General features: G+C 59.7%; 23 protein-coding genes. 17 read left to right on the top strand and 6 right to left on the bottom strand.

Translation table 11 applies throughout. From position 1 onward, the window contains the following. From ERE07_RS09375 to pssA, 5 genes are read left to right on the top strand one after another with little or no spacing between them, the layout of a single operon-like run. Positions 1–816: a heme/hemin ABC transporter substrate-binding protein gene (locus ERE07_RS09375; protein WP_130008549.1), complete on the top strand. Its 816-nt coding sequence runs from the start codon at positions 1–3 to the stop codon at positions 814–816. An 11-nt stretch (positions 817–827) separates the two neighbouring features. Further along, positions 828–1835: a FecCD family ABC transporter permease gene (locus ERE07_RS09370; protein ID WP_130008548.1), complete on the top strand. Its 1008-nt coding sequence runs from the start codon at positions 828–830 to the stop codon at positions 1833–1835. 7 nt (positions 1836–1842) lie between these two features. Beyond that, the gene (locus ERE07_RS09365) at positions 1843–2664 is read left to right on the top strand and encodes a heme ABC transporter ATP-binding protein (RefSeq protein ID WP_425330967.1); all 822 of its coding nucleotides are present in this window, start codon (positions 1843–1845) and stop codon (positions 2662–2664) included. 55 nt (positions 2665–2719) lie between these two features. After that, positions 2720–3391 (top strand): phosphatidylserine decarboxylase, encoded by a 672-nt coding sequence (locus tag ERE07_RS09360; RefSeq protein ID WP_130008547.1) that lies wholly within the window; start codon positions 2720–2722, stop codon positions 3389–3391. Positions 3392–3395: 4 nt separating this feature from the next. Then, on the top strand, positions 3396–4340 hold the full coding sequence (pssA, locus tag ERE07_RS09355; RefSeq protein WP_130008546.1) for a CDP-diacylglycerol--serine O-phosphatidyltransferase: 945 nt from the start codon (positions 3396–3398) through the stop codon (positions 4338–4340). A 29-nt stretch (positions 4341–4369) separates the two neighbouring features. Here pssA and ERE07_RS09350 read toward each other — a convergent pair whose 3' ends face one another. Continuing rightward, the gene (locus tag ERE07_RS09350; protein WP_425330966.1) at positions 4370–4897 is read right to left on the bottom strand and encodes a hypothetical protein; all 528 of its coding nucleotides are present in this window, start codon (positions 4895–4897) and stop codon (positions 4370–4372) included. A 258-nt stretch (positions 4898–5155) separates the two neighbouring features. On the opposite strand from ERE07_RS09350, the gene rpsO reads away from it, so the two are divergent. Beyond that, positions 5156–5425 (top strand): 30S ribosomal protein S15, encoded by a 270-nt coding sequence (gene rpsO / locus ERE07_RS09345; protein WP_130008545.1) that lies wholly within the window; start codon positions 5156–5158, stop codon positions 5423–5425. A gap of 90 nt (positions 5426–5515) precedes the next feature. After that, on the top strand, positions 5516–7663 hold the full coding sequence (gene pnp, locus ERE07_RS09340; RefSeq protein ID WP_130008544.1) for a polyribonucleotide nucleotidyltransferase: 2148 nt from the start codon (positions 5516–5518) through the stop codon (positions 7661–7663). Positions 7664–7847: 184 nt separating this feature from the next. Here pnp and ERE07_RS09335 read toward each other — a convergent pair whose 3' ends face one another. The 5 genes from ERE07_RS09335 to ERE07_RS09315 form a co-directional block, all read right to left on the bottom strand. Further along, positions 7848–8276: a DUF1850 domain-containing protein gene (locus ERE07_RS09335; protein ID WP_130008543.1), complete on the bottom strand. Its 429-nt coding sequence runs from the start codon at positions 8274–8276 to the stop codon at positions 7848–7850. After that, a complete protein-coding gene (locus ERE07_RS09330) occupies positions 8273–10288 on the bottom strand; it encodes a TRAP transporter permease (protein WP_130008542.1) in 2016 nt (671 codons plus the stop codon). The genes ERE07_RS09335 and ERE07_RS09330 overlap by 4 nt, the downstream gene beginning before the upstream one ends. 19 nt (positions 10289–10307) lie before the next feature. Further along, positions 10308–11264, bottom strand: coding sequence for a TAXI family TRAP transporter solute-binding subunit (locus ERE07_RS09325; RefSeq protein ID WP_130008541.1), 957 nt, complete (start codon positions 11262–11264; stop codon positions 10308–10310). A 137-nt stretch (positions 11265–11401) separates the two neighbouring features. Beyond that, positions 11402–12637, bottom strand: a complete 1236-nt coding sequence (locus ERE07_RS09320) for a metallophosphoesterase (protein ID WP_130008540.1) — start codon at positions 12635–12637, stop codon at positions 11402–11404. A gap of 99 nt (positions 12638–12736) precedes the next feature. Beyond that, on the bottom strand, positions 12737–14383 hold the full coding sequence (locus tag ERE07_RS09315) for an electron transfer flavoprotein-ubiquinone oxidoreductase (protein WP_167670797.1): 1647 nt from the start codon (positions 14381–14383) through the stop codon (positions 12737–12739). Positions 14384–14639: 256 nt separating this feature from the next. On the opposite strand from ERE07_RS09315, the gene ERE07_RS09310 reads away from it, so the two are divergent. From ERE07_RS09310 to ERE07_RS09265, 10 genes are all read left to right on the top strand, one after another. Continuing rightward, positions 14640–15023, top strand: a complete 384-nt coding sequence (locus ERE07_RS09310; protein ID WP_245153585.1) for an acyl-CoA thioesterase — start codon at positions 14640–14642, stop codon at positions 15021–15023. A 186-nt stretch (positions 15024–15209) separates the two neighbouring features. Further along, positions 15210–15917 carry a CoA transferase subunit A gene (locus tag ERE07_RS09305; protein ID WP_130008538.1) on the top strand — a complete coding sequence of 236 codons (708 nt, stop codon included), beginning with the start codon at positions 15210–15212 and terminating at the stop codon, positions 15915–15917. 2 nt (positions 15918–15919) lie between these two features. Continuing rightward, positions 15920–16573, top strand: coding sequence for a CoA transferase subunit B (locus ERE07_RS09300; RefSeq protein WP_130008537.1), 654 nt, complete (start codon positions 15920–15922; stop codon positions 16571–16573). A gap of 94 nt (positions 16574–16667) precedes the next feature. Then, a complete protein-coding gene (locus ERE07_RS09295) occupies positions 16668–18461 on the top strand; it encodes an aminopeptidase P family protein (protein ID WP_130008536.1) in 1794 nt (597 codons plus the stop codon). Between the two features lie 92 nt (positions 18462–18553). Continuing rightward, on the top strand, positions 18554–20218 hold the full coding sequence (locus tag ERE07_RS09290; RefSeq protein WP_130008535.1) for a CTP synthase: 1665 nt from the start codon (positions 18554–18556) through the stop codon (positions 20216–20218). Between the two features lie 183 nt (positions 20219–20401). Further along, positions 20402–22090: an MFS transporter gene (locus ERE07_RS09285; protein ID WP_483413476.1), complete on the top strand. Its 1689-nt coding sequence runs from the start codon at positions 20402–20404 to the stop codon at positions 22088–22090. After that, positions 22083–22511, top strand: a complete 429-nt coding sequence (locus ERE07_RS09280) for a MarR family winged helix-turn-helix transcriptional regulator (RefSeq protein ID WP_130008534.1) — start codon at positions 22083–22085, stop codon at positions 22509–22511. Before ERE07_RS09285 ends, ERE07_RS09280 begins: the two co-directional genes overlap by 8 nt. A 151-nt stretch (positions 22512–22662) precedes the next feature. Further along, on the top strand, positions 22663–23949 hold the full coding sequence (gene eno / locus ERE07_RS09275) for a phosphopyruvate hydratase (RefSeq protein ID WP_130008533.1): 1287 nt from the start codon (positions 22663–22665) through the stop codon (positions 23947–23949). A gap of 41 nt (positions 23950–23990) precedes the next feature. Further along, positions 23991–24317: a cell division protein FtsB gene (ftsB, locus tag ERE07_RS09270; RefSeq protein WP_130008532.1), complete on the top strand. Its 327-nt coding sequence runs from the start codon at positions 23991–23993 to the stop codon at positions 24315–24317. Between the two features lie 79 nt (positions 24318–24396). After that, the gene (locus tag ERE07_RS09265; RefSeq protein WP_130008531.1) at positions 24397–24756 is read left to right on the top strand and encodes an NADH-quinone oxidoreductase subunit A; all 360 of its coding nucleotides are present in this window, start codon (positions 24397–24399) and stop codon (positions 24754–24756) included. Positions 24757–24762: the final 6 nt, after the last annotated feature.

Raw genomic sequence — 24762 nt, 5'->3', positions numbered from 1 at the left:
ATGCGTTGTTTGCTGGTAGCGCTCAGCATCGTTCTGCTTTCGGGTGCGGCTCGGGCCGCACCCGAGCGTGTTGTATCGCTGGGTGGCAGCGTCACCGAAATCGTCTATGCCTTGGGGCAAGGCGATGTGCTCGTGGCCGATGATGAGTCCAGTCTCTATCCCGAGAACGCGCAAAAGCTACCTCGCGTCGGCTATTACCGCAGCGTGCCGCTCGAAGGCGTCGTCTCCATGAAGCCCGATCTCGTCCTGGCCTCCGAAAACGCCGGCCCGCCCAAGACCATCGAGCGCCTTGCGCAACTGGGCATTCCTGTCCAGGCGGTATCCGATGGCCCTACGCTTGATTCCCTGTTCGAGCGCATCGCGCAGATCGCCAATACGCTGCAAGTATCCCAGCAGGGCCAGAACCTGATTGCCGGTGTGCGCGACGACATCGCCAAGGCGCAGGCCCGCCGAACACCTCCCCTGCGCACGGTCGTGCTTGTCAACCGTACCGGCTCCTTCATGGGGGCGGGCGGACACACTGCCGCAGATGCGGTATTGCGGCTGGCCGGCCTCGAAAACGCGCTTGCGGCTCAGAAAGGTTACACGCCTGTCTCCACAGAAGGTCTCGCTACCTTGCAGCCTGATCTCATTGTCATCACCACAACCTCCCTGCAGGCAAGCGGTGGGCTGGAAGCATTCAAGGACAGGCCCGGCGTGGCCAATACACCCGCGGCGCACAAGGGGCGGATCGCCGTCATGGATGACTTGCTCATCCTCGGCATGGGTCCCAGGGTTGCGCAAGCCATCACCCAACTCAAGGATGCGGCCCGTTAGCGGCCTGGCTTATGTTCGCAGGTTCGCGCAAGCTGCCACCTCAACCCGTTCTGCTGGCGCTCGCTGTCTGCTTGCTGCTGGCCATGCTGGCGGCCAGCGCCAGCGGCGCCGTGCAGATTTCATGGTTCGATTTTCCACGACTGCTCCTGGGGCCTTTGCTGCCGGGCGACGAGCTTTTGCATAATGTATTGCTCGATATTCGTTTGCCACGGGTGTTGTTCAGTTCAATTACAGGTGCTGCGCTGGCGCTTACCGGCGCGGCGATCCAGGCGCTGTTCCGCAACCCGCTGGCCGAGCCCGGCCTGGTCGGTATTTCGTCGGGCGCAGCCCTCGGTGCGGTGTCAGCCATCGTCATGGCATCGGGGGGATTTCTGCTAATCGCGGCCGCCGCTTTTGCAGGCAGCCTGCTGGCCACCTTTCTCGCCTATGCGATAGGTCGGCGCTATACCGGTGTTGCCGGGATCCTGCTTGCTGGCATCGCCATCAACACCGTGTGCGCCAGCGGCATCGGCATTTTTACCTATATGGCCAACGATGCCCAACTGCGCGATCTCACCTTCTGGAGCCTGGGTAGCCTGGCTGGCGCAGATTGGCGCACGCTGGCCTGGACAGGCCCGTGGACCCTGTTGCTCCTGGCATATCTTTGCAGCCAGTGGCGCGTGCTCAATGCTTTGCTGTTGGGCGAGCGCGAGGCTGCGCACCTGGGGTTCGAACTGAGGTTCGTGCGGCGTCGCCTGATCATCGTGATTGCGCTCATCATAGGGCCGCTGGTCGCGGTAACGGGTGGCATCGGCTTCATTGGTCTGGTCGTCCCGCATTTAATGCGCATGTTGCTTGGGGCCCATCATCGGTTTCTGCTGCCGTCGTCTGTGCTTGGTGGCGCGCTGGTACTGACGCTGGCCGACTGGCTCGCGCGGTTGCTGGTGAGCCCGGCTGAGCTGCCTATCGGCCTGGTCACCAGTTTGGTGGGCGGTCCGTTTTTCTTTTGGCTGCTGATGCGCGGCCGCGCGGCGGTATAGGATGTCTATGGACTTGCCTGACGGTGATGCAATCGGGATCCTGGGTGCCCATGTCATGCGCGGCCAGCGTATGGTGCTGCAAAACACCTCGCTGGTGCTCAAGCCCGGAGAACTGCTCACGCTGCTGGGCGCCAATGGCGCCGGCAAGTCCACCTTGCTGTCAGTGCTGGCTGGCGAAATCAGGTTGCCGCAGGGCGCAGAAGGAGGGCAGCCCTTTCTCAATGGAAAGCGGCTGCAGGCATTGCGTGCGGGGGAGCAGGCACGCACGCGAGCCATGCTGCCCCAACGGTCGGGCCTGGCCTTCGATCTTGAGGTTGCCGAAGTCGTGGCTATGGGCGCCTATCCCTTCCCGGAGCTTGCCACGATACAGGTCGATGCGCTGGTCGAACAGGCGCTGGCCAGAGCCGATGTTGCTTATCTCGCGAATCGGCGCTATCTGGAGTTGTCCGGCGGCGAGCAGCAACGGGTGCATTTTGCCCGGGTAATGCTGCAGGTGCTCGCCGGGCGCAGCGAGGATCCGCACGGCCGCTATCTGTTGCTGGACGAACCCACCGCCAGCCTTGATCCGCTGCACCAGCAAGGTTTGCTGAAGGCCGTGAGCGAACTGGCTCGCCTCGAGCGCATCGGTGTGCTGCTGATTCTGCATGATATCAACCTGGCCGCGCTCTGGAGCGACCGCATCGCTCTGCTTGCCGACGGCACGATATTTGCCTGCGATGCACCCGACAAGGCCCTGACGCCAGCCAATCTGAGGCAGGTGTACGGTATGGACGTGCATGTCATGCCACACCCGTATCATGCCGGCAAGCCGCTGGTGGTATTTGGCTGAATGGGCCGCTTTTTGTTCTGATGGTCGTTTTATTTCGGTTATCCTTCGTCTTACGATGAATATACCTTCTTATCCTCACCCTATTATCGCCCGCGAAGGCTGGCCTTTTGTGGCCGGCATTGTCCTGGTGTCCATACTTGTCAGCTTCTGGTCCGGGCTCGCGTCCATACCATTCTGGCTGCTTTCCATCTTTGTTCTGCAGTTTTTCCGTGATCCGGTGCGTAGCGCGCCAGACGGCGAGCGGATTGTGCTGTCACCTGCCGATGGCCGCATCGTTGCGGTAGAAGAAGTACGCGATCCTTACGCCGAGCGCGACGCCATCAAGATCAGTGTGTTCATGAATGTGTTCAATGTGCATTCGAATCGCGCTCCGGTCAAAGGCTCGGTACAGGCCATCAACTATTTCGCGGGGCAGTTTTTCAACGCGTCCCTGGACAAGGCCTCGCTCGAAAACGAACGCAATGCCATGATTCTGCATACTGCGCAGGGCCATGTCGTCACCTCCGTGCAGGTGGCGGGGCTGGTGGCCAAACGCATACTTTGCTATGCCAAGCCCGGCGATCAGTTGTATGCTGGACAGCGTTACGGGTTCATACGTTTCGGGTCGCGTGTAGACGTGTACCTGCCTTTGGGATCACGGCCGCGCGTCGCGATAGGCGACAAGGTTCAGGCCACCAGCACGGTTCTGGCCGAGCTTTTGCCTCTCGACGCGGGTCCTAACGAGTAAACCTATGCCAGACAGCCTGTCCTCAGACGAAACCCGGCGCCGGCGCAGCATCTATCTGCTACCCAACGCCTTTACCACCGCCAATCTCTTCGCGGGCTTCTATGCCGTCGTGCAGGCAATGAACGGCCGCTTCGAAGTCGCTGCCATCGCCATCTTTCTTGCCATGGTGTTTGATGGCATGGATGGGCGGGTTGCCCGCCTGACCAATACCCAATCCGCTTTTGGCGAACAGTACGACTCCATGTCCGACATGACCTCCTTCGGGATTGCGCCGGCCCTGGTCATGTACGTTTGGGCATTGCAGGATCTTGGCCGCTGGGGCTGGCTCGCGGCCTTTGTCTACGTTGTGGGCGCAGCATTGCGGCTGGCGCGTTTCAATACCAATATTGGCGTGGTCGACAAACGCTTCTTTCAGGGGCTGCCCAGCCCTGCGGCCGCTGCGCTGGTGGCGGGATTCCTCTGGCTTGCGGTGGACAACAAGTTGCTGTTTGATCCACGCACCATTTCATGGATCGCCTTCTGCTTCACGGTCTATGCCGGTGTCTGCATGGTGTCCAACGCGCCCTTCTACAGCGGCAAGACCTTTGCGCTTGGCCGCAGTGTGCCGTTTTGGGTCATTCTGGTGGTCGTGGCCGCGTTTATCTTTGTTTCCAGCGACCCACCCATCGTATTGTTTGCCCTGTTCGTCATCTATGGCCTGTCCGGCTGGGTGATTATGGCCTGGCGTTGGCGTCGGGCGCGCGAGCTTACCCGGCAGCGGCAAGGCATGGCCGAGGCGACCGAAAATCCGACGGAGCCCACCATGGACGATGCGCGCGCGTTTCAGTCTCCCGGCCTGGCCGGACACGTTGACCCGCTCGGTACGCCGCCGACGAATCCGGAGGCTGGGCCCGGTACGGATACTGATTCAACCGCAAGGCCCGGCACGCCCGGCGACAACAAGCCCTGACGCGTGGGCAGGTTCAAGCCTGCCCCTGCTTACATTAGCCAGAAGTCGTTGCGATCAAACAACAGATCGGGGCCCGGGTGAAAGCGTGTAACGTGTTGACCATCGGTGCCAAAGTACACGTACATCAGCGAATTCCAGGCGCCTGATTGCCTGTAGCGGTAGCTCCATACCAACTGGGTGTTGGAGGGCAGCCCCACTGTGCTGCGTTCTGCAGGGGGGCCGAATTCGCAGCGCACCTGGTCCTGTGTCCACGTGCCGGTGCGCAGTTTCTCGAAGTGCTGATCCGTGAGCAAGGGCTCGATGCGATCGATATTGCCGGCGGCGTCTACATTGGTTCCCCAGGCATATTGCCCCAGGGGCTGCTGCGTCCAGACCAGGCGCCGCGTGCCGTCGGGCCCATCGCAGGCAAAGTTGGGCTGCCCCCATTTTGCCTCTACGGCTGACAGCGCCGAACCCGGCGGCACTTCCGCCATATTGGCACAGGCGCCCAGCAAGCCCAGCGCCGCAGCACACGCTGCCAGCCGAAGGTAACGGTAAAGACGGTGCGTTTTCATCATGTGCTCCATGCTTGACGGATCAAGCGCTAGCGGACAACCCTGCAATGAGGGTGGGGCAAGACGGCAGGCATCCCGATATTTGCGCTGCGAGGCATACGGGAAAGCTGTCTTTCCGGTATAATGCTGACTTCCTCGCAGCTCAGGCGCGCCTTGGTGCTTACGCCCGCTTTCGAAGAAACCATTCATGAATTGTAGTTTGTTAATCACTCCACGTCAGGGCACCTCGGCTCTGTCGCTTGTCAAAGAGGTTTAAAAATAATGTCTGTTGCTGACATCAAAAAGTCTGACATCGTCGCGCAGTTTCAACGCGCCCAAGGCGATACCGGTTCTCCCGAAGTCCAGGTTGCGTTGCTCACGGCTCGCATCAACGAGCTCACTGGCCACTTCAAGGCGCACATGAAAGACCACCACTCGCGTCGTGGCCTGCTGCGCATGGTCAGCCGTCGCCGTAAACTGCTCGACTACCTGAAGGGCCGCAATCCCGATTCGTACCGTTCGCTCATCGAAAAGCTCGGTCTGCGTAAGTGATACCCGGGGCTGGCTCCCCGCGTTGGAACCGTGCACACTGCGACCAATCTCGCGGTGTACACGGTTTTTTTATTGTAAGGATATCCCCTAATGTTTAATAAAGTGAGCAAATCGTTTCAGTACGGTCAGCACACGGTAGTTCTGGAAACCGGCGAGATTGCTCGCCAAGCCTCGGGCGCCGTACTGGTTTCGATTGACGATACCGTCATATTGGCAACGGTTGTGGCGGCCAAAACGCCCAAGCCGGGCCAGGATTTTTTCCCGCTTACTGTCGACTACGTTGAAAAAACCTACGCCGCCGGGCGTATTCCTGGCGGTTTCTTCAAGCGTGAAGGCAAGCCGTCCGAAAAAGAAATCCTTACCTGCCGCCTGATCGACCGCCCGCTGCGCCCGCTGTTCCCAGAAGGCTTTTACAACGACGTCCAGGTCATCATCCACACCGTTTCCGTCAATCCCGAAGTCGATCCCGACATCGCCGCCATGATTGGCGCATCGGCCGCGCTGGCCATTTCGGGCATTCCGTTCAACGGCCCCATCGGCGCCGCACGCGTTGGATACATTGATGGCCAATACGTGCTCAATCCTACCTCCACGCAGCTCAAGTCCTCCGATATGGATCTGGTTGTGGCGGGTACCGAGGCTGCCGTGCTGATGGTCGAGTCCGAAGCCAAGCAACTGTCCGAAGACGTCATGCTGGGTGGAGTCGTGTTCGGTCACGAGCAACTGCAAGCCGCCATCAATGCCATTCACGACCTGGTCGCCGAAGCCGGCAAGCCTGAATGGGACTGGCAGCCCGCCGCCAAGAACGTGCCGCTCACCACGGCAGTGACTTCTGCCGCGCAGCAGAGCCTGCAAGAGGCCTACCAGATTCGCGAAAAGCAGGCGCGCACCGCCAAGTTGCGCGAAGTCTATGCCAGCGTCAAAGCGCGCCTGGCCGAGCATGCGGCCGCCAAGGGCGAATCCGCACCCGATAACGTCGAAGTGGACAACATGCTGTTCGATCTCGAGGCCCAAATCGTGCGTGGCCAGATCCTGAACGGCGAGCCGCGTATCGACGGCCGCGATACGCGCACGGTGCGCCCCATCAGCGTTCGTCTGGGCGTGTTGCCCCGGGCCCACGGCAGTGCGCTGTTCACGCGTGGCGAAACGCAGGCGCTGGTGGTTGCCACCCTGGGTACCAAGCAAGACGAACAGATCATCGACTCGATCATGGGCGAACACCGCGATCGCTTCATGATGCACTACAACATGCCTCCCTTCGCCACCGGTGAAACCGGCCGCTTCGGCGCCCCCAAGCGCCGCGAAATCGGTCATGGCCGCCTGGCCAAGCGCGCACTGATTTCCATGCTGCCCGAGCAGCAAGATTTCCAGTACACCATTCGCATCGTGTCCGAGATCACCGAATCCAACGGTTCGTCCTCGATGGCGTCCGTGTGCGGTGGTTCGCTTGCAATGATGGATGCCGGTGTACCGATCAAGGATCACGTTGCCGGCGTCGCCATGGGTCTGATCAAGGACGGTGGCAAGTTCGCCGTGCTCACGGACATCCTGGGCGATGAGGACCATCTCGGCGATATGGACTTCAAGGTAGCCGGCACGATTCAGGGCATCACTGCCTTGCAGATGGATATCAAGATCCAGGGCATCACCAAGGAAATCATGCAGGTTGCATTGGCCCAGGCCAAGGAAGGCCGCCTGCACATATTGGGCAAGATGAAAGAAGCCCTGGACGGTTCGCGCAACGAGCTGTCCGAGTTCGCGCCTCGCATGCTCAGCATCAAGATCAATCCCGAAAAAATCCGTGATGTCATCGGCAAGGGTGGCGCAACCATTCGTGCACTGACCGAAGAAACCGGCACACAGATCGATATCGGCGACGATGGTGTCATCACCATCTCCAGTGCCGATCTCGACAAGGCCCGCGAAGCGGAACGCCGCATCAAGGAACTCACGGCAGATGTCGAAGTCGGCCAGGAGTACGAGGGTCCGGTTCTGCGCTTGCTGGATTTTGGCGCTATCGTCCAGGTCCTGCCTGGCCGTGATGGCTTGCTGCATATCTCCGAGATTGCCAACTATCGCATCGCCAACATCAATGATGTGCTCAAGGTAGGCCAGGTTGTGCGCATCAAGGTCATCGAGGCCGACGACAAAGGCCGTCTGCGCCTTTCCATGAAAGCCATCGGCGGCATCGAAGCCCAGGGCGGACCACAAGGTCCTGCGGCAGCCAGCGAAGGTTGATAGGCCTCAGGCGGTCCCTGGGGGCCGCCTGCCTGTCCCATGACAAAACGACGCCCCGTTCGCTGGTAATTGCCAGGCCCGGGGCGTCGTTTTGTGCATCATAACCTTATCCTCGGCTATGGATTTGCTGCCCGGTCGCCTGGTTTCCGCAGGCCGGGTTTGGCAACGAAGCCGGTATCAGCGGTCAGGATGGGGCGCTGCATGGGTATAGCAGCGTGATGTCACCGTCAGTGGGCATGATGGCTGACATGGGTAGGCAAGTGCCTTTCATGCACCAATCAAAATCAGCCGTATAGATGGAGCGGGTGAGCCTGAGCGTGGGTGGAGGCTCTCGTTCAGGCTGATATTCGTACCAGTCATCATGAAATACTGCGTCAGGCGGGGGCTCCATGCCGGCGCCCGATCCTCTGATTCGGGCTTTGCCTGCCACCAGGGTAGGACTGCCGCCCGGAATCGTCGGCGGCAGCACACGGTAGTCTTCTTCCCATCTGACTTTTTCTATTGAGTGCGTCCAAGCCAGGGTGAACTGGTGTACGGGCACGAATCTAGGTGGCACCTGCGGGGCGGCGGCAAGAGCCAGGCATACCCCGAAAACAGGCGCGGTCACGCTCATGCGGCCGATCTGGTTCGGTTGATGCTGCGTGTACGCCAGACATGCCAGGCAATCACCATTGCGCAGATCACAAAACCCACCTCGTCGGTCAAGGGCGCAGCGGTAATCAGCAGGGCGGCTGCAGCCACCGCCAGCAGGCGCCCAAACCAGCTCATAGGCCCGATGAGAAAGCCAGTCACGCCTGCGGCCCACAATCCGACGGCAAGCAGGGCCTTGAGGACAACGTACACCACGTCCAGCACATCGCCACTTTGCAGCATCAGCGCTGGCGAGTACACCGCCATGTAGGGCACAACAAACCCTGCCACCGCCACGCGCAAGGCCTGGATACTGATCTTGAGGCCGTCTTCCCGTGCGATCGGCGCTGCAGCAAACGCCGCAAGCGCGACTGGCGGGGTGAGATCGGCCATGATGCCGAAATAAAACACGAACATGTGCGAAACGATGAGCGGTACGCCCAGCTTGAGCAGGATGGGCGCGGCCAGGGAACTGGTGATGATGTAGTTGGGTATGGTCGGGATGCCCATGCCCAGCAGCAGGCAGGTGATCATAGTCAGGAACAGGGCAAGGAACAGATTGTCCTGTCCGATCGCAATAATGTAGCCGCCGAGCTCAGCGGCGACACCGGTCAGATTGATGATGCCGATGATAACGCCCACGAGCGCGCAGGCAATGGCGACGGGCAAGGCATGCCGGGCGCCGTCCGCCAGTGCCTGAAAGGCTAGCGCTCGCGCATCACGGCCTGTCCGCAACAGGCGCAGCGCGGCGATCAGCACGGCTGTGATGACGAAAAACGTGATGACGCCAAACTCGATAAAACCGGCGCAGGCAAAGGCCAGCAAAAGCCAGAACAGATACCGCAGGGCCGTGTGGCTGACATTGGACATGAGCGCTGCGCCGAAGATCAGGATTACGGTCAGCCCCAGGCCAACCGTGCCAGAAAACAGCGGTGTATAGCCTGAGAACAGCAGTGTCACCAGACCAATCAGCGGGAGCAGCAGGTACCAGCGTAAACGGACTGCCGTCCACGGGTTGGGGCAGTCTTTCTTGGCCAGCCCCATCAGGTTTTTGCGGCCGGCTTCCAGGTGCACCGTCCAGAACGCGGTGGTGAAATACAGCAAGGCGGGAATGATGGCTGCTTTGCAGACTTCAATATAGGGAACGTTCAGCGTTTCGGCCATGATAAAGGCGACCGCGCCCATGACAGGTGGCATGATCTGGCCACCCATGCTGGAGGTTGCCTCCACGCCGCCGGCAAAGGCCGATGAATAGCCAAATCGTTTCATTAACGGAATGGTGAACTGGCCTGTGGTGACGACATTGGCTACGCCGGATCCATTGATGGTACCCATTAGCCCGGAGCTGATCACCGCCACTTTGGCGGGACCGCCGCGAGTATGGCCGACCGTACCCATGGCAAAATCATTGAACAGGCCTATCATTCCGGCTTGCTCGAGGAAGGCCCCAAAAAGAATAAACAGGAAAATATACGTGGATGACACATAGGTCGGCGTGCCGTAGATGCCCTCGGTGCCAAAGCTCATCGTACTGATGATCTGATCAAACCCATAGCCGCGATGCGCCAATGCGCCAGGCAGAAATTCGCCGAACAGGCCGTAGGCCAGGAACACGCCGCATATGACGGGCAGGGCCCAGCCCATCATGCGGCGAGCGGCTTCAAACACAAGCAACAATGTGACGATGCCTATCACCATGTCCGCATCGGTCATTTGCCCGGCGCGAGCAGTGAGGTCCGACTCAAAAAACCAGTGATAAAAGCTGAATGCAAATCCGGTCAGCCCAAGGAGCCAGCCCAGGTTGCGGCGAAGGGTGCCGCCGCGGGAGGTCAGCGCAAAAATCATGAGCAGTACGAAACCGACGTGAATAGCGCGCACCACCTGGCTGGAAAGCGGGCTGAACGCCGCCGTGTAGATCTGGAAGGAGGAAAAAACGACCGCGATCCAGAGTACGGCCCGAGGCAGCGCCTCGGGCTGATTTGCATGTGTGCTCATTGGGGGCTGTGCCTCAGACTTACTTGATGATGCCGACTTCGCGGTAATAGCGTTCCGCACCCGGGTGCAGAGGAACGGGCATGCCCTTGACGGCATTCTCTAGTTTGATTGCCTTGGCCGCATTGTGCGCCGCATACAGGGTGTCGAGGTTTTCATATAGCACCTTGGTCATCTGATAAGCCAGATCGTCCGGAACATCGGACTGCGTGACCAGGAAGTTCGGGATTGCGGCGGTCGGCACATCGGCGTCTTGGCCATCGTAGGTGTTGGCGGGTATGACGGCGGGTTGATAGGCCGCATCGCCGATCTTGGCGATCACATCGGCAGGCACCGAGATGACGGTAATGGGAACTGACGTTGCAAGGTCACGAATAGAGGAGACGCCCAGCCCGGCCGATTGCAGCGTGGCGTCCAACTGGCGGTTCTTCATGAGTTCGACGGATTCGCCAAAAGGCAGGTATTCGACCTTGGCCAGGTCATCATAGGAGATGCCGGCGGCCTTGAAAATGGCCCGGGCATTCAGCTCAGTGCCCGAACGCGCGGCGCCGACCGAGATGCGCTTGCCTTTCAGGTCGTCCAGTGACTTGATGCCGGAATCCGCACTGGCGACAATCTGTACATAGTTGTTATAAGTGCCGGACAGTCCGCGCAGTTTATCGAGTTTCTTGGGAAAGCCTGCTTCGACTGAGCCATTCCACGCATCAGACACCGTATCGGCCAGCGCCAGGGCCAGTTCGCCGCGGCCCGCCTGCAACAGATTCATGTTCTCCGCCGAAGCCTTCGTGACTTGCGCTGTCGCTTTGACGTCGGGAATATGCTTGGCGTATACCTGCGAGAGGGCCACGCCGAGTGGGTAGTACACACCACTCTGGCCTCCGGTGAGAATGTTGATGAATTGTTGTTTGGCCGAGACCGGCGCTGAAATTACGGTTGCGACGGCGAGCGCGGTCGCAGCCACCCATTTGAAAGCGCGCATTGATACCTCCAGTTGATTTTGTAACTTTATAAACAAATAGCATCCAATTAGAACAAAATCCTCTAACGGGGTAATTAGGGATTAACCAGCGTGTTTTGGGAGCCATCTGAGCGGGGAGGGCGGGCGCAGACAGGCCGTCATGCGCATCGCAGTTGCAGCAGTGTGATTTCCGAACGTGCGCCGATACGCATGGGCGGCCCCCAATAGCCGGTGCCGCGGCTGACGTAGACCATCATCTTGCCCTGACGGTGCAGCCCTGCGACAAAAGGTTGCTGGATTGGAACAAAATACTTCCAGGGCCAGAACTGGCCGCCGTGGGTATGGCCGGATAGCTGCAAATCGAAACCGGCTGCGGCGGCGGCCGGCGCGCTGCGGGGTTGGTGGGCAAGCAGTATGCGCGTGCCTGTGTCGGTGGAGGCGCCGCCCAGTGCTGCGGCGGGGTCGCTGGCCTGATTGCGGTCAAAGGCGCCGGCACCGTAGTCAGTAACGCCTGCCATCAGCAGGGTTGCCTCCCCGCGTGCGATGACACGATGTTCGTTCATCAGCACTGTCATGCCCAGGCGCCGGAAGGCGTCTACCCAGAGCTGGGCGCCAGAGTAATACTCATGATTGCCAGTCACGGCAAACACGCCATCGCGAGCCTTGAGTTGCCCCAGCGGCGTCACGTCGTCCCAGAGGCGCTCGACGCTGCCATCAATGAGATCGCCTGTGAGGACGATGGCGTCTGCCTGCAGCGCATTTGTTCTGTCGACGATCGCCTGTACATAGCCCCGCTTGATTGTCGGCCCTACATGCACGTCGCTTAATTGTGCGATCGTATAGCCATCAAATTGGGGTGGCAATCCGGCCAGCGGAACATCCACGCGTACGACTTCTGCGGTGCGCCGGCTGTTGAACAGGCCAAGCAGCACGGCGGCCAGGGCGAGCATGATGACGGCAATCGCGCTGAGGGTGGCTGAGCTGTTGAACATGTGGACCATACCCGTCCGCAGCAAGGCGGGCAGTGATGCGGCATTGACAGGGTCAGAGGCAAGCTCCCTGCTGCTGGCCTGCGCCAGTTCGGCAAGACCCGATAGCTGCGCGACGGCGATGGCGGCGAGAAACAGTTCGCGCAGCAAGCACAACACGAACAGCCACGCGAAGAACCCCAGGGCCAGGAAGCCCGCCCAAGCCATCAGGTCGCCGCGAGTGCGGCCCACTGCGCGGCGAGTGTGGAATCCACCCATGATGAGCAGATAGATGAGCAGGATAGCGGCCGCCACGACCCAACGGCTGGCGAGCGTCGGCGCAGCCGGCACAAGCCTGAGGGCGACATAGAGATGGGCCAGACCGACAATGACGGGAAGGCGCAGGAGAAACGAAAACCGTGACATGGCCTCATCGTTCAATGGCAATGTGGCCATTTTAGGCGGATGTGAGGCTGCGCGCGTGTTGCGCGCAGCCGAACGATGGCGATCCCTCGCTGCGGGCGCCTACAGGCCGTTGTAGACAGGCCCTTCGCCGCCTTGTGGAGCCACCCACACGATGTTCTGCGTGGGGTCCTTGATGTCACAGGTTTTACAGTGCACGCAATTCTGGGCATTGATCTGCAGGCGATCCTTGCCGTCTTCGGTCTTGACAAATTCGTAGACGCCCGCCGGGCAGTAGCGGGATTCGGGGCCCGCGTATTTGGCCAGATTGATGTCAACCGGCACGGAAGCGTCTTTGAGCGTCAGGTGCACCGGCTCGTTTTCTTCGTGATTGGTGTTCGAGATGAATACAGAACTGAGCCGGTCGAAGGTGAGTTTGCCGTCCGGCTTGGGGTACTCAATGCGTGTACATTCAGAAGCCGGCTGTAGACAGGCGTGATCCGGCTTGCTGTGGCGCAAGGTCCACGGTATGTTGCCTTTGAGCAGCCACTGCTCGATGCCAGTCATCAGTGTGGCGATGGTTCGGCCTTTTTTGAACCATTGCTTGAAATTACGGGATTTGTTCAGTTCTACGTACAGCCAGGACGATTTGAATGCCTCAGGGTAGGCGGTGAGTTCATCATGGCTGCGGCCTGCGACCAGGGCATCGAAGGCGGCCTCGGCGGCCAGCGCGCCCGTTTTAATGGCTGAATGGCTGCCCTTGATGCGCGAAGCGTTCAGGAAACCCGCTTCGCAACCGACCATGACGCCGCCCGGGAAGGCGAGTTTGGGCAGGGACAGCAGGCCGCCTGCCGTGAGCGAACGCGCGCCGTAGGCGATGCGCTTGCCGCCTTCAAAGGTGGGGCGAATGGCGGGGTGAGTCTTGTAGCGCTGGAACTCATCAAAGGGGGAAAGCCAGGGGTTGGCGTAGTCCAGCCCCACCACCAGGCCTACCATCACGAGATTGTCTTGAAGGTGATAAAGAAAAGAACCGCCGTAGGTGTCGGCGTCCAGCGGCCACCCGGCGGTGTGGACGACCAAGCCAGGCTGGGACTGGGAGGGGTCGACCTCCCAGAGCTCCTTGATGCCTATGCCGTAGCTTTGCGGGTCACAGTCGGCGTCCAGCTTGTAGCGCTCGATTAACTGACGCCCCAGTTGTCCGCGGGAGCCTTCGGAGAATATCGTGTAGCGGGCATGAAGCTCCATGCCGGGCTGGTAATGCTCTGTGTGGCTGCCGTCGCGCGCAACGCCCATGTCGCCGGTTGCCACGCCCTTGACGGCGCCATCGTCCGTATACAGCACTTCAACTGCGGCAAAGCCGGGAAAGATATCAACGCCCAGGGCTTCGGCCTGTTCGCCGAGCCATCGCACGACATAGCCGAGGCGGACGATGTAGTTGCCGTGGTTCTGGAAGCAGGCAGGCAACAGCCAGTTTGGGGTGGCGCGGGCGCCCTTTTCGGTGAGAAAGAGAAATTTGTCTTCCGTGACGGCAGTTTCCAGTGGCGCGCCTTTTTCTTTCCAGTCTGGGATCAGCTCTGTCAGCGCGCGCGTGTCCATCACCGCGCCAGAAAGAATGTGGGCGCCTATTTCGGCGCCTTTTTCCAGAACGCAGACGCTGAGTTCCTGTTCACGCTTTGCGGCAAGCTGCTTGAGCCGTATCGCTGCAGCCAGGCCCGCTGGCCCGCCTCCAACCACGACGACGTCATATTCCATCGATTCGCGTTCAGCCATGTTATGAAACTCTCCCGTTCTATATGTAATTTGTCCTTATACCCGGGCTCGCAGCCCCCGTAGTTTCGTTCAATTGTATTGCAGTCTAGAGGCCAGCAAGATCCGGGCCCGAATTTGACGCTGAACGCACGGTATACTTTCCCGATCAACGCCAAATCAACGCTGCAATAGCGCGTCATAATAAAGGTACTGGCCGATGCACGAAGTCGACGCTTCCTCACGCCCCCCGTCAGCAGGATCTGTTTCCCGCCATGTCATGCCAGTGCGATGGGGCGATCTCGACGCGCTCAATCACGTCAACAATACGGTGTACTTCCGTTTTTTTGAAGAAGCACGCATGCAACTGCTTGAGCAGGCTCAGGCAATCACGCAGGCAGGAAAAACATTTGTGCTGGCGCATACTTCCTGCGACTTCATCCGGCCCTTGCATTATCCGGCAACGGCCATTGTGCTGCAGACGCTCACCCGGGTTGGGCGCAGCAGCCTGGAGTTCAGCGCAGTGATCGAACGCGAGGGCGAGCCGGGGGTGCCTTATGCCAAGGGACGCTACATTGTTGTCGGCGTAGACGCTGTGTCGCAACGGCCCGCACCCTGGGAGGCCGCCGAGATCGCGCTGTTGTCCTCGCTGCATTCAGACTGAAGCAAAAGGGAATGCCGACGATGCGTTGTTTCAGATCGTACAATGATTGCATCCATGCAGGGCGCTGGCACAGGCCGGGCTGTGCGCGTGGCGGGCATGCTTTTTTGTTTTGTTGTATCCGATAGGGCATGGCGGATGATGGCCGTATGCCCTGAAATATGGTTTCAGAAACTAAAGGACTGATTTATGGATAAAGTCTACGCAAGCGCTGAAGAGGCGCTCAAAGGCGTCGTCGCAGATGGGCAGACCATTGCGGTTGGCGGCTTCGGTCTGTGTGGGATACCCGAAGCGTTGATCGCCGCCCTGCGCGATTCCAACGTTCAGAACCTGACCTGCGTCAGCAATAACGCCGGCGTCGATGGATTCGGACTAGGGCAACTCCTGAGCACGCGCCAGATCAAGAAGATGATCGCGTCGTATGTGGGTGAAAACAAGGAATTTGAACGGCAGTATCTGGCGGGCGAACTGGAGCTTGAGTTCACGCCCCAAGGCACCCTGGCCGAGAAGCTGCGTGCCGGCGGCGCAGGCATCCCCGCCTTTTTCACGCGCACCGGGGTGGGCACCATCGTCGCAGACGGCAAGGAGGTGCGCGAGTTCGACGGTCACCAGTACGTCATGGAGCGCGCCATTGTGCCTGATGTGTCCCTGGTCAAGGCCTGGAAGGCGGATCGCAGCGGCAATCTGGTGTTTCGCATGACTGCGCGCAACTTCAACCCCAACGTCGCAATGGCTGGCAAGATCACGGTTGTCGAGGTCGAAGAGGTCGTTGACACGGGGGCGCTGGATCCCGATCAGGTGCATCTGCCCGGTATATACGTGCATCGCATCGTGGTAAATGCAAATCCCGAAAAACGCATAGAGCAACGCACTGTACGTAATGCGCAAGGAGCTTGAACATGGCCTGGAATCGTGAACAAATGGCGGCACGCGCCGCGCGCGAGCTGCAAGACGGTTTTTATGTGAACCTGGGCATTGGCTTGCCCACCCTGGTGGCCAACCATGTGCCTGAAGGCATGGAAGTCTGGCTGCAATCCGAGAATGGCCTGCTCGGAATCGGTCCGTTTCCCACCGAAGAAAAAATCGACGCCGATCTGATCAACGCGGGCAAGCAAACAGTCACTACACTGCCCGGCTCGTCCATTTTTGCCTCTGCTGACTCTTTTGCCATGATCCGTGGCGGCAAGATCAACCTGGCTATCCTCGGCGCCATGCAGGTGTCCGAAAAAGGCGATCTGGCCAACTGGATGATTCCCGGCAAGATGATCAAGGGCATGGGCGGTGCGATGGATCTGGTGGCCGGTGTCGGCAAGGTGGTGATCCTGATGGAGCACGTGGCCCGCAAGAAAGATGGTACTGAAGACATCAAGCTGCTGCCCGAGTGCACGCTGCCGCTGACAGGCGTGGGCGTGGTCGACCTGATCATTACCGACCTGGGTGTGATGAAAGTCACGGATGATGGCTTGAAGCTGCTTGAGCTGGCGCCGGATGTCACGGTCGATGAAATCAAGGCCAAGACGCTGGCTAAGCTGGATGTTTCGGCAGTAAGCTGATCAGGCGGGCCCCATTGTCGGGGCCATACAACCCGGCCTTGCGCCAGACCGGACGCCTGCCAACGCAGGCGTCCTGCTTTTGAGGAAACTATTTGTGTCTTCTACCCCTGTTCCAGAGCGCTTGCAGGCCTTGCGCGCAGCCATGGCGAATCGCGGCCTGCACGCCTGCATTGTTCTTTCCTCTGATCCTCATTTGTCCGAGTATTTGCCTGAGCATTGGCAGGGCAGGGCGTGGCTGAGCGGGTTTGGCGGATCGGCGGGAACGCTGGTCGTGACCGGGGATTTTGCCGGCCTCTGGACGGATAGCCGTTATTGGGAGCAGGCTGATGGCGATCTGGCGGGCACGGGCATCGTCACGATGCGGTCAGGCGCGCCCGAGGTGCCCGAACCGGCAAAGTGGCTGGCGTCGCAATTGCCGCGAGGGTCGCGCGTCACGGTGGATGGCAGCGTGATGGCGGTTCAGGCGCATCGGCAGTGGTCGGAGGTATTGTCGGCGCAGGGCATCACGCTGGTGACCGACCTGGATGTGCTCGATGATGTCTGGGCGGCGCGTCCGGCCTTGCCCAGCGAGCCGGTGTACGAGCATCTGCCGCCTTTCGCATGTCGTACGCGCGCCGACAATCTGGCTCAGGTCCGCGCGGCCATGGCGTCTCACGGCGCGCAATGGCACTGGCTTTCCACCCTTGATGACATTGCCTGGCTGTTCAACTTGCGCGGCAGTGATGTGCCGCATAATCCTGTGTTTCTGGCGTTTGCGCTGTTGGGCCCGGACGAGGCCACCTTGTTCGTGGCGCCCGGCAAGCTCGACGATGCGCTGGTGGCCAGGCTGGGGGCGGATGGCATTCAGGTGCAGCCTTATGCGGAGGCGGCCGGCGCGCTGGCCTGCCTGCCCGAAGGGCAGACCTTGCTGTTCGATCCCGCCCGCGTCACCGTCGGTACGCTGTCCGCAGCGGCGTTTGTTGACAAGGTCGAAGGCGTAAACCCTTCGCAGTTGCTCAAGTCGCGGAAGAACCAGGGCGAAATCGACAACGTGCGACAGGCCATGGCGCGTGATGGCGCTGCGTTGTGCGAGTTCTTTGCCTGGTTCGAGGCCGCGTTGGGCAAAGAACGTATTACCGAGCTCACGATAGACGAAAAAATCTGTGCCGCGCGCGCGCTGCAGCCCGGGTTTGTGACGACCAGCTTTGGCACGATTGCGGCATTCAATGCCAATGGCGCGATGCCCCACTATCACGCGACCGATGCGGCGCACGCCGTGATCGAAGGCGACGGCCTGCTGCTTATCGATTCCGGCGGTCAGTATCCAGGCGGCACCACGGATATCACGCGCGTTGTGCCGGTGGGCGAACCTACCGAGGCGCAGCGGCGAGACTACACAGCGGTGCTGAAGGGCATGATTGCCCTTTCCGAGGCGGTGTTTCCGCGTGGAATCCCAGCCCCCATGCTGGATCCGCTGGCACGGGCGCCCATCTGGCGCATGGGTGGCGAGTTCGGCCATGGTACGGGGCATGGCGTGGGATATTTTCTGAATGTGCACGAAGGCCCGCAATCCATCTCTTACCGCAGCAGACAGAATCCGGACATGGCCATGCAGCCAGGCATGATCACGTCCAACGAGCCCGGCCTGTACCGGCCGGGCAAGTGGGGAATCCGGATAGAAAATCTGGTGCTGGCCGTTCCCGCCATGGAAACCGAATTTGGTGAGTTCCTCCGTTTCGAAACCTTGACGCTGTGCCCCATTGACACGCGCTGCATCGAGATGGCCCTGCTGACCGATGCCGAGCGCGGCTGGCTCAATGATTATCACCAGCACGTCAAGCAACGCCTTTCACCATTGCTTGACGGGGCGGCGCTGGACTGGTTGGTGGCGCGCACGCAACTGATCTGATGTATATCTTTTTGTAAATCCAGCCCGGGCATGTGCTCGGGCTATAATCCAAATTTCCCGCTACTGCCCGGTCACCCCGGGTATGTTTCATAATGACCAAATATGTATTTGTCACGGGGGGTGTCGTATCCTCCCTGGGTAAGGGCATAGCCGCTGCTTCCCTGGCTGCCATCCTGGAATCGCGGGGCTTGCGCGTCACCATGCTCAAGCTGGATCCCTATATCAACGTTGATCCCGGCACCATGAGCCCCTTTCAGCATGGCGAGGTATTCGTCACTGAAGATGGCGCCGAAACCGACCTTGATCTTGGCCACTACGAGCGTTTTGTGTCTACCAAGATGCGCAAGGTCAACAATTTCACCACTGGCCAGATCTACGAATCGGTGCTGCGCAAAGAGCGTCGCGGCGATTATCTCGGCAAGACGGTGCAGGTCATCCCTCATATCACCAACGAAATCCAGGATTTCATTGCACGCGGCGCGAAGGCCGCCTGGGAAGGCGCCGCCGATGTCGCCATTGTCGAAATCGGCGGTACAGTCGGCGATATCGAATCGCTGCCTTTTCTCGAAGCGGTTCGCCAGATGAGTTTGCGCCTGGGGCGCAACAACGCTGCCTTTGTGCACCTGACGCTGGTGCCTTTCATTGCCTCGGCCGGAGAGCTCAAGACCAAGCCTACGCAGCATTCGGTCCAAAAGTTGCGCGAGATCGGGATCTATCCCAATGCCTTGCTGTGCCGTGCCGACCGGCCGGTACCCGACGACGAGCGCGCCAAGATTTCACTGTTCTCGAATGTGCCGCTGGATGCTGTCATTTCAGTGTGGGATGCCGACTCCATTTATCAGATTCCCGCCATGCTGCACCGCCAGGGGCTGGACAATCTCGTGTGCGACGCGCTGGCGCTGTCGCCACCGCCTGCCGACCTGTCGCTCTGGGACAGGCTGGTCGATGCCATCGACCATCCCCAGCATCAGGTTCGCATTGGCATGGTTGGCAAGTATGTGGACCTCACCGAATCCTACAAGTCGCTCAGCGAAGCGCTGGTCCATGCCGGCATTCACACCCGCTCGCACGTGTCCATTGAATACCTGGATTCCGAGCAGATCGACGCCGAAGGCACCGATTGCCTGAAAGACCTCGATGCCATTCTGGTGCCGGGCGGTTTTGGCAAGCGCGGCACAGAAGGCAAGATCAAAGCCATACGCTATGCCCGCGAGCATGGCGTGCCATACCTGGGCATCTGTCTGGGCATGCAGCTGGCGGTGGTCGAATTTGCCCGACATGTGGCCGGGCTAGGGGGCGCCAACAGCACAGAATTCGATCCCTCCGCGCCGCACCCGGTCGTTGCATTGATTACCGAATGGCAGGATCGCGAGGGCCGCATCGAAAAACGCGACCAGAGTTCAGATTTGGGCGGCACCATGCGCAAGGGCGCGCAGCGCTGTCCCGTCAAGGCCGAGTCGCGGGCGCACGAGATCTATGGCAGCGAAGTCAACGAACGCCATCGCCATCGCTATGAGGTCAATAATGTGTATGTGTCGCGCCTCGAAGAAGCCGGCATGGTGATCAGTGCGCGCACGCCTACCGAAAACCTGCCCGAGATCATGGAGTTGCCGGATCACCCCTGGTTCATGGGCGTGCAGTTCCATCCGGAGTTCACCTCCACGCCGCGCGACGGCCACCCGCTGTTTTCCAGCTACATCCGTGCAGCCATTGCACATCAGGCCAGGCGTAAACAGGCGGCTATCGTCAGCACCTGATTCGTGCGTCAGGCGCGCAACACAATCGCGCCGGGCCCGTGCGGGCGTACAGGTTTTTCCCCAGGTCTCTGTCCCGGACAGAGACCTCGTGTTTTGTGGCCGCTGGACGGCGAAGGGATTGTCGGATGTTGATGCATGCGTTAGACTATTGATAAGGCAATTATTGACTCATCCAAAGATTTAATGGCTTCCCGACCCCTTTCGCATTCCTCCTCCACCGGAACAGCCTCTTCCGATCAGTCCGCATCCGTTCGGGCTGAGCCTGGTCTGGGCGATTCGGGACGGGTGCTGACTGTCCGGCAGTCGCTGCTGGCCATGTTGGGGCTATGCTTTGTCACCATGATGGTGGCGGTGGACCAGACCGTTGTCGGCACGGCGCTGCCGACCGTGGTCGCCGAGCTCAACGGCTTTGAGTATTACGCCTGGGTGGCCACGGCTTATCTTCTTGCGTCTGTCATTACCGTGCCCGTGTTTGGACGCCTTGGCGATTATTACGGGCGCAAGCCCTTCGTCTTGGCATCCGTCATCGTTTTTATCTGCGCGTCAGTATTTTGCGGCCTGTCCAACTCCATGTTCCAGCTTGTACTGGCGCGCGCCCTGCAGGGCGTGGGCGGCGGCATGCTGGTGGGGACTGCATTTGCCTGCGTACCGGATCTGTTTCCTGATTCCCACACAAGGCTGCGCTGGCAAATGCTGTTGTCGGCCGCATTTGGGATTGCCAATGGTTTTGGGCCCACGCTTGGCGGTATTCTTACGCAACAAGTTGGCTGGCGCTCAGTATTCTTTGTGAACCTGCCGCTCGGGCTGGTCAGTCTGTATTTTCTGTGGCGATATTTGCCGCGTATTCGCCATATCAAGGCCAGCAATATTCGCCTGGATTGGCAGGGCGCGGTGCTGTTGGCCCTTGGCCTGGGCAGCTTGCAGTTTTTTGTGCAGTTCCTGCCTCAGCAGGGTGCAAGCCTTGGCATGTTCGCATTAGGTGGCCTGACAGTGCTTGTTTTTACTGGCCTGTACCACTGGGAGAAAAGATGCCCGCATCCTCTGCTGCCGCTGGAGATGTTTCACAATAAAAGCCTGGCGGCGCTGTTCTGCCTTTCTTTGTTTATCGGTTTTATCATGTTCGCCCTGTTGTTTTATGTTCCGCTGTTGCTCCAGGGCGGCTTTGGATTGTCTCCGCAGGAAGTCGGGCTGCTTATCACGCCCATGGTGGTCTGCGTGACGGTGGGCAGCGTGGTCAATGCGCGCATCATTGTGAAACTCTCACATCCCAACCACATGCTTTATGCAGGTTACGCGCTGCTGGTGCTTGCCAGTATCGGGATGGCGCTGATGGATCGCGACACCAGCCGTCTGCTGGTGTTCGGGTACATGGTCATGGCCGGACTGGGCCTTGGGTTTGTCATGCCCAATCTGACGGTCTTCGCCCAGGAAACCGCGGGCCGGTCTTTGCTGGGAATCTCCACGGCAATGTTGCAGTCGGTGCGCATGATAGGCGGCATGCTGGGCACGGCGATCGTCGGCGCGCTCGTGGGGCATTATTATGTTGCGGGTGTGGAGAAGGCGGTGCCGGAAGGGCAGGGGACGGCATGGCTGTCTTTGCTCCAGGATCCGCAGGTGCTGGTCAATCAGGCCATTCAAAGCGACTTTATCGCCGCGATGCAGCGCGTTGGCCTCTACGGCGGTGCGTTTATCGAGCAGGCCAGGGTGTCGCTGGTCGACGCGGTGCACATGGGGCTGGCGTCGGTATTGCTGATCGCTTTCGTAGGATTGTGCTGGGTATACCGCGTGCCGACCATTCATTTGTCGCGCGTCGTGCCGCATCCCTCGTCCGCCGCTGCTTCAGAACAAACTGGGGACCAAAACAATGGGTGATACACCTCATGTCATCGCGATGCAGCAACTGGGGCGCACTTATCGCGCCATGATGACGGCCTTCGAGACCAGCATAGGCTATTCGATGCCGCGCTGGCGCATTCTGCTCAATCTTTACCAGTTCGGGGAAACCTCGCAAAAGCAACTGGCTTGCATGCTGCGTGTGGATCCCGCGGCGCTCACGCGACAAATCAAGGCGATCGAGCTCGAAGGCCTGGTGGAGCGCCATACGGATGCCGCGGACAACAGGCTTACCAATGTGGCGCTTACCGACGCGGGACGCGGACGCGTGGAGGATACGCTGCCCCTTCGCACTGCCTTCATCGAGCGCGCATTTGGCGACTTTTCTGCCGAACAGACACAGACGCTTACTGACATGTTGCATACCCTAGAATTGCGCATGCGAGAACCCTTGACCTAAAATGTCCGGTATTCTATGCACGGTATACGCTGCCTGAACCCTGGCGCAGGTACAATCGGGCGTTCAGGCTTGCCGTGGCCCGCGCGCCGCTGGCAGGCAAGCAGGTTTTCTGGCCCATTCCCTATACATTCAGGCAGGATAGTCAAACATTATGAGTGCAATCGTAGATATCATTGGACGCGAAATTCTTGATTCCCGCGGCAACCCCACTGTCGAGTGCGACGTTTTGCTGGAATCAGGCGCAATGGGCCGCGCGTCCGTTCCCTCGGGCGCATCCACCGGCTCGCGCGAAGCAATCGAGCTGCGCGATGGCGACGCATCGCGTTACCTTGGCAAGGGTGTGCTCCGTGCGGTAGAGAACCTGAACACCGAAATCTCCGAAGCGCTCATGGGGCTGGATGCCCAGGAGCAAACCTTCGTTGACCGCACGCTGATCGACCTGGATGGCACTGAATCCAAGAGCCGCCTGGGCGCCAATGCCATGCTGGCTGCCAGCATGGCTGTTGCCCGTGCGGCCGCAGACGACTCTGGCCTGTCGCTGTACCGCTACTTCGGCGGCAGCGGCCCGTTGCAGATGCCGGTACCCATGATGAATGTCATCAACGGCGGAGCGCACGCGAACAACTCACTGGATCTGCAGGAATTCATGATCCTGCCTATTGGCGCAACCAGCTTTCGCGAGTCGCTGCGCATGGGTGCCGAAGTTTTCCACGCGCTCAAGAAGATCATCAACGGACAGGGCATGTCTACGGCCGTGGGCGACGAAGGCGGCTTCGCGCCCAACGTGGCCAACCACGAGGCGGCCATTCAATTGATCCTGCAGGCCATTACCGAGGCCGGCTACGAAGCGGGGTCGCAGATTGCCTTGGGCCTGGATTGCGCCAGCTCCGAGTTCTACCGTGATGGCCAGTACCATTTGGCGGGCGAGGGCAATATTTCCTTGTCTTCCCAGGACTTCACCAACCTGCTTGCCAGCTGGTGCGACAAGTATCCCATTATCTCCATCGAGGACGGCATGGCCGAGAACGACTGGGAGGGCTGGAAGACGCTTACCGACCAACTGGGCAAGAAGGTGCAGTTGGTGGGCGACGACCTGTTCGTCACCAATACCGCCATCCTGCGCAAGGGCATAGACGAAGGCGTGGCAAACTCCATTCTGATCAAGATCAACCAGATCGGCACGCTGACCGAAACCTTCGCCGCCATCGAAATGGCCAAGCGTGCAGGGTATACGGCTGTCATTTCGCACCGCTCTGGCGAAACCGAAGACTCCACCATTGCTGACATTGCCGTGGCGACCAATGCCATGCAAATCAAGACGGGCTCGCTGTCGCGCTCCGACCGCATGGCCAAGTACAATCAGTTGCTGCGTATCGAAGAAGAGCTCGCCGAAGTGGCCACCTATCCCGGCCGCGACGCCTTCTACAACCTGCGTTAATGCGCCAGCCCGGCTGCTGCCGGGCTGTTTGTTTCTGAACTATGCGACTGCTATTCATAGTCCTGGTGCTGCTTACCGCCATCATTCAGTACCCGCTGTGGTGGGGCAAGGATGGGTGGTTGCGCGTCCAGGAAATGCAGCGCAAGGTCACGGCCCGGCAAGAAACCAACGAGGCGCTGCTGGCGCGTAACAATGCGCTTCAGGCCGAGGTCCAGGATCTGAAGACGGGTACTGCTGCCGTCGAAGAGCGCGCGCGCGGGGAATTGGGTATGATCAAGGAGGGCGAGATCTATGTTCAGATACTCGCCCCGAACGAAATGGAACCCCGCGTGAAAACCCCCAAGATACCTGACCGGGTCGGCAATTAGGGTGCGGGGTTATTCAGCAGAATGACGCTATCAAAATGCTACAATCCTAGAGTTTACTCATTGTGATTGGATGCTTTGCATGAACCTGCAACAGTACTTTCCCGTTCTGCTCTTCATCATTGTTGCCACGGCCATAGGCTTGGCCTTGCTGGGCGCTGGGCGCGTCCTGGGTCCGCACCGGCCCTACGCAGAAAAACTGTCACAGTATGAATGCGGTTTTGAGGCGTTTGGCGACTCGCGCATGAAGTTCGATGTGCGCTATTACCTTGTGGCAATCCTGTTCATTATGTTCGATCTGGAAATCGCCTTCCTGTTTCCGTGGGCCATCGCCAACGGCACGGTAGGTTTGGTAGGTTTCTGGACGGTTCTTGTATTTCTCGCCATTCTTACCGTAGGCTTTATCTACGAATGGAAGAAAGGCGCGCTGGACTGGGAATAATCAAGG

This window comes from Allopusillimonas ginsengisoli, assembly GCF_004153455.1.
GTDB classification, from domain to species: Bacteria; Pseudomonadota; Gammaproteobacteria; order Burkholderiales; family Burkholderiaceae_B; genus Allopusillimonas; species Allopusillimonas ginsengisoli.
Note: the sequence above shows the minus strand (reverse complement) of the source record. Positions and strands in the feature narration are given on the sequence as shown.

Bases quoted from the DNA above. Each gene is read 5' to 3' on its own strand.
- ERE07_RS09335 (WP_130008543.1), bottom strand. From the start codon at position 8,276: ATGAGCGTGACCGCGCCTGTTTTCGGGGTATGCCTGGCTCTTGCCGCC.
- ERE07_RS09325 (WP_130008541.1), bottom strand. From the start codon at position 11,264: ATGCGCGCTTTCAAATGGGTGGCTGCGACCGCGCTCGCCGTCGCAACC.
- ERE07_RS09360 (WP_130008547.1), top strand. From the start codon at position 2,720: ATGAATATACCTTCTTATCCTCACCCTATTATCGCCCGCGAAGGCTGG.
- pnp (WP_130008544.1), top strand. From the start codon at position 5,516: ATGTTTAATAAAGTGAGCAAATCGTTTCAGTACGGTCAGCACACGGTA.
- ERE07_RS09315 (WP_167670797.1), bottom strand. From the start codon at position 14,383: ATGGCTGAACGCGAATCGATGGAATATGACGTCGTCGTGGTTGGAGGC.
- ERE07_RS09285 (WP_483413476.1), top strand. From the start codon at position 20,402: ATGGCTTCCCGACCCCTTTCGCATTCCTCCTCCACCGGAACAGCCTCT.
- eno (WP_130008533.1), top strand. From the start codon at position 22,663: ATGAGTGCAATCGTAGATATCATTGGACGCGAAATTCTTGATTCCCGC.
- ftsB (WP_130008532.1), top strand. From the start codon at position 23,991: ATGCGACTGCTATTCATAGTCCTGGTGCTGCTTACCGCCATCATTCAG.
- ERE07_RS09350 (WP_425330966.1), bottom strand. From the start codon at position 4,897: ATGATGAAAACGCACCGTCTTTACCGTTACCTTCGGCTGGCAGCGTGT.
- ERE07_RS09290 (WP_130008535.1), top strand. From the start codon at position 18,554: ATGACCAAATATGTATTTGTCACGGGGGGTGTCGTATCCTCCCTGGGT.
- ERE07_RS09305 (WP_130008538.1), top strand. From the start codon at position 15,210: ATGGATAAAGTCTACGCAAGCGCTGAAGAGGCGCTCAAAGGCGTCGTC.
- ERE07_RS09265 (WP_130008531.1), top strand. From the start codon at position 24,397: ATGAACCTGCAACAGTACTTTCCCGTTCTGCTCTTCATCATTGTTGCC.
- rpsO (WP_130008545.1), top strand. From the start codon at position 5,156: ATGTCTGTTGCTGACATCAAAAAGTCTGACATCGTCGCGCAGTTTCAA.
- ERE07_RS09280 (WP_130008534.1), top strand. From the start codon at position 22,083: ATGGGTGATACACCTCATGTCATCGCGATGCAGCAACTGGGGCGCACT.
- ERE07_RS09300 (WP_130008537.1), top strand. From the start codon at position 15,920: ATGGCCTGGAATCGTGAACAAATGGCGGCACGCGCCGCGCGCGAGCTG.
- ERE07_RS09375 (WP_130008549.1), top strand. From the start codon at position 1: ATGCGTTGTTTGCTGGTAGCGCTCAGCATCGTTCTGCTTTCGGGTGCG.
- ERE07_RS09310 (WP_245153585.1), top strand. From the start codon at position 14,640: ATGCCAGTGCGATGGGGCGATCTCGACGCGCTCAATCACGTCAACAAT.
- ERE07_RS09330 (WP_130008542.1), bottom strand. From the start codon at position 10,288: ATGAGCACACATGCAAATCAGCCCGAGGCGCTGCCTCGGGCCGTACTC.
- ERE07_RS09365 (WP_425330967.1), top strand. From the start codon at position 1,843: ATGGACTTGCCTGACGGTGATGCAATCGGGATCCTGGGTGCCCATGTC.
- pssA (WP_130008546.1), top strand. From the start codon at position 3,396: ATGCCAGACAGCCTGTCCTCAGACGAAACCCGGCGCCGGCGCAGCATC.
- ERE07_RS09320 (WP_130008540.1), bottom strand. From the start codon at position 12,637: ATGTCACGGTTTTCGTTTCTCCTGCGCCTTCCCGTCATTGTCGGTCTG.
- ERE07_RS09370 (WP_130008548.1), top strand. From the start codon at position 828: ATGTTCGCAGGTTCGCGCAAGCTGCCACCTCAACCCGTTCTGCTGGCG.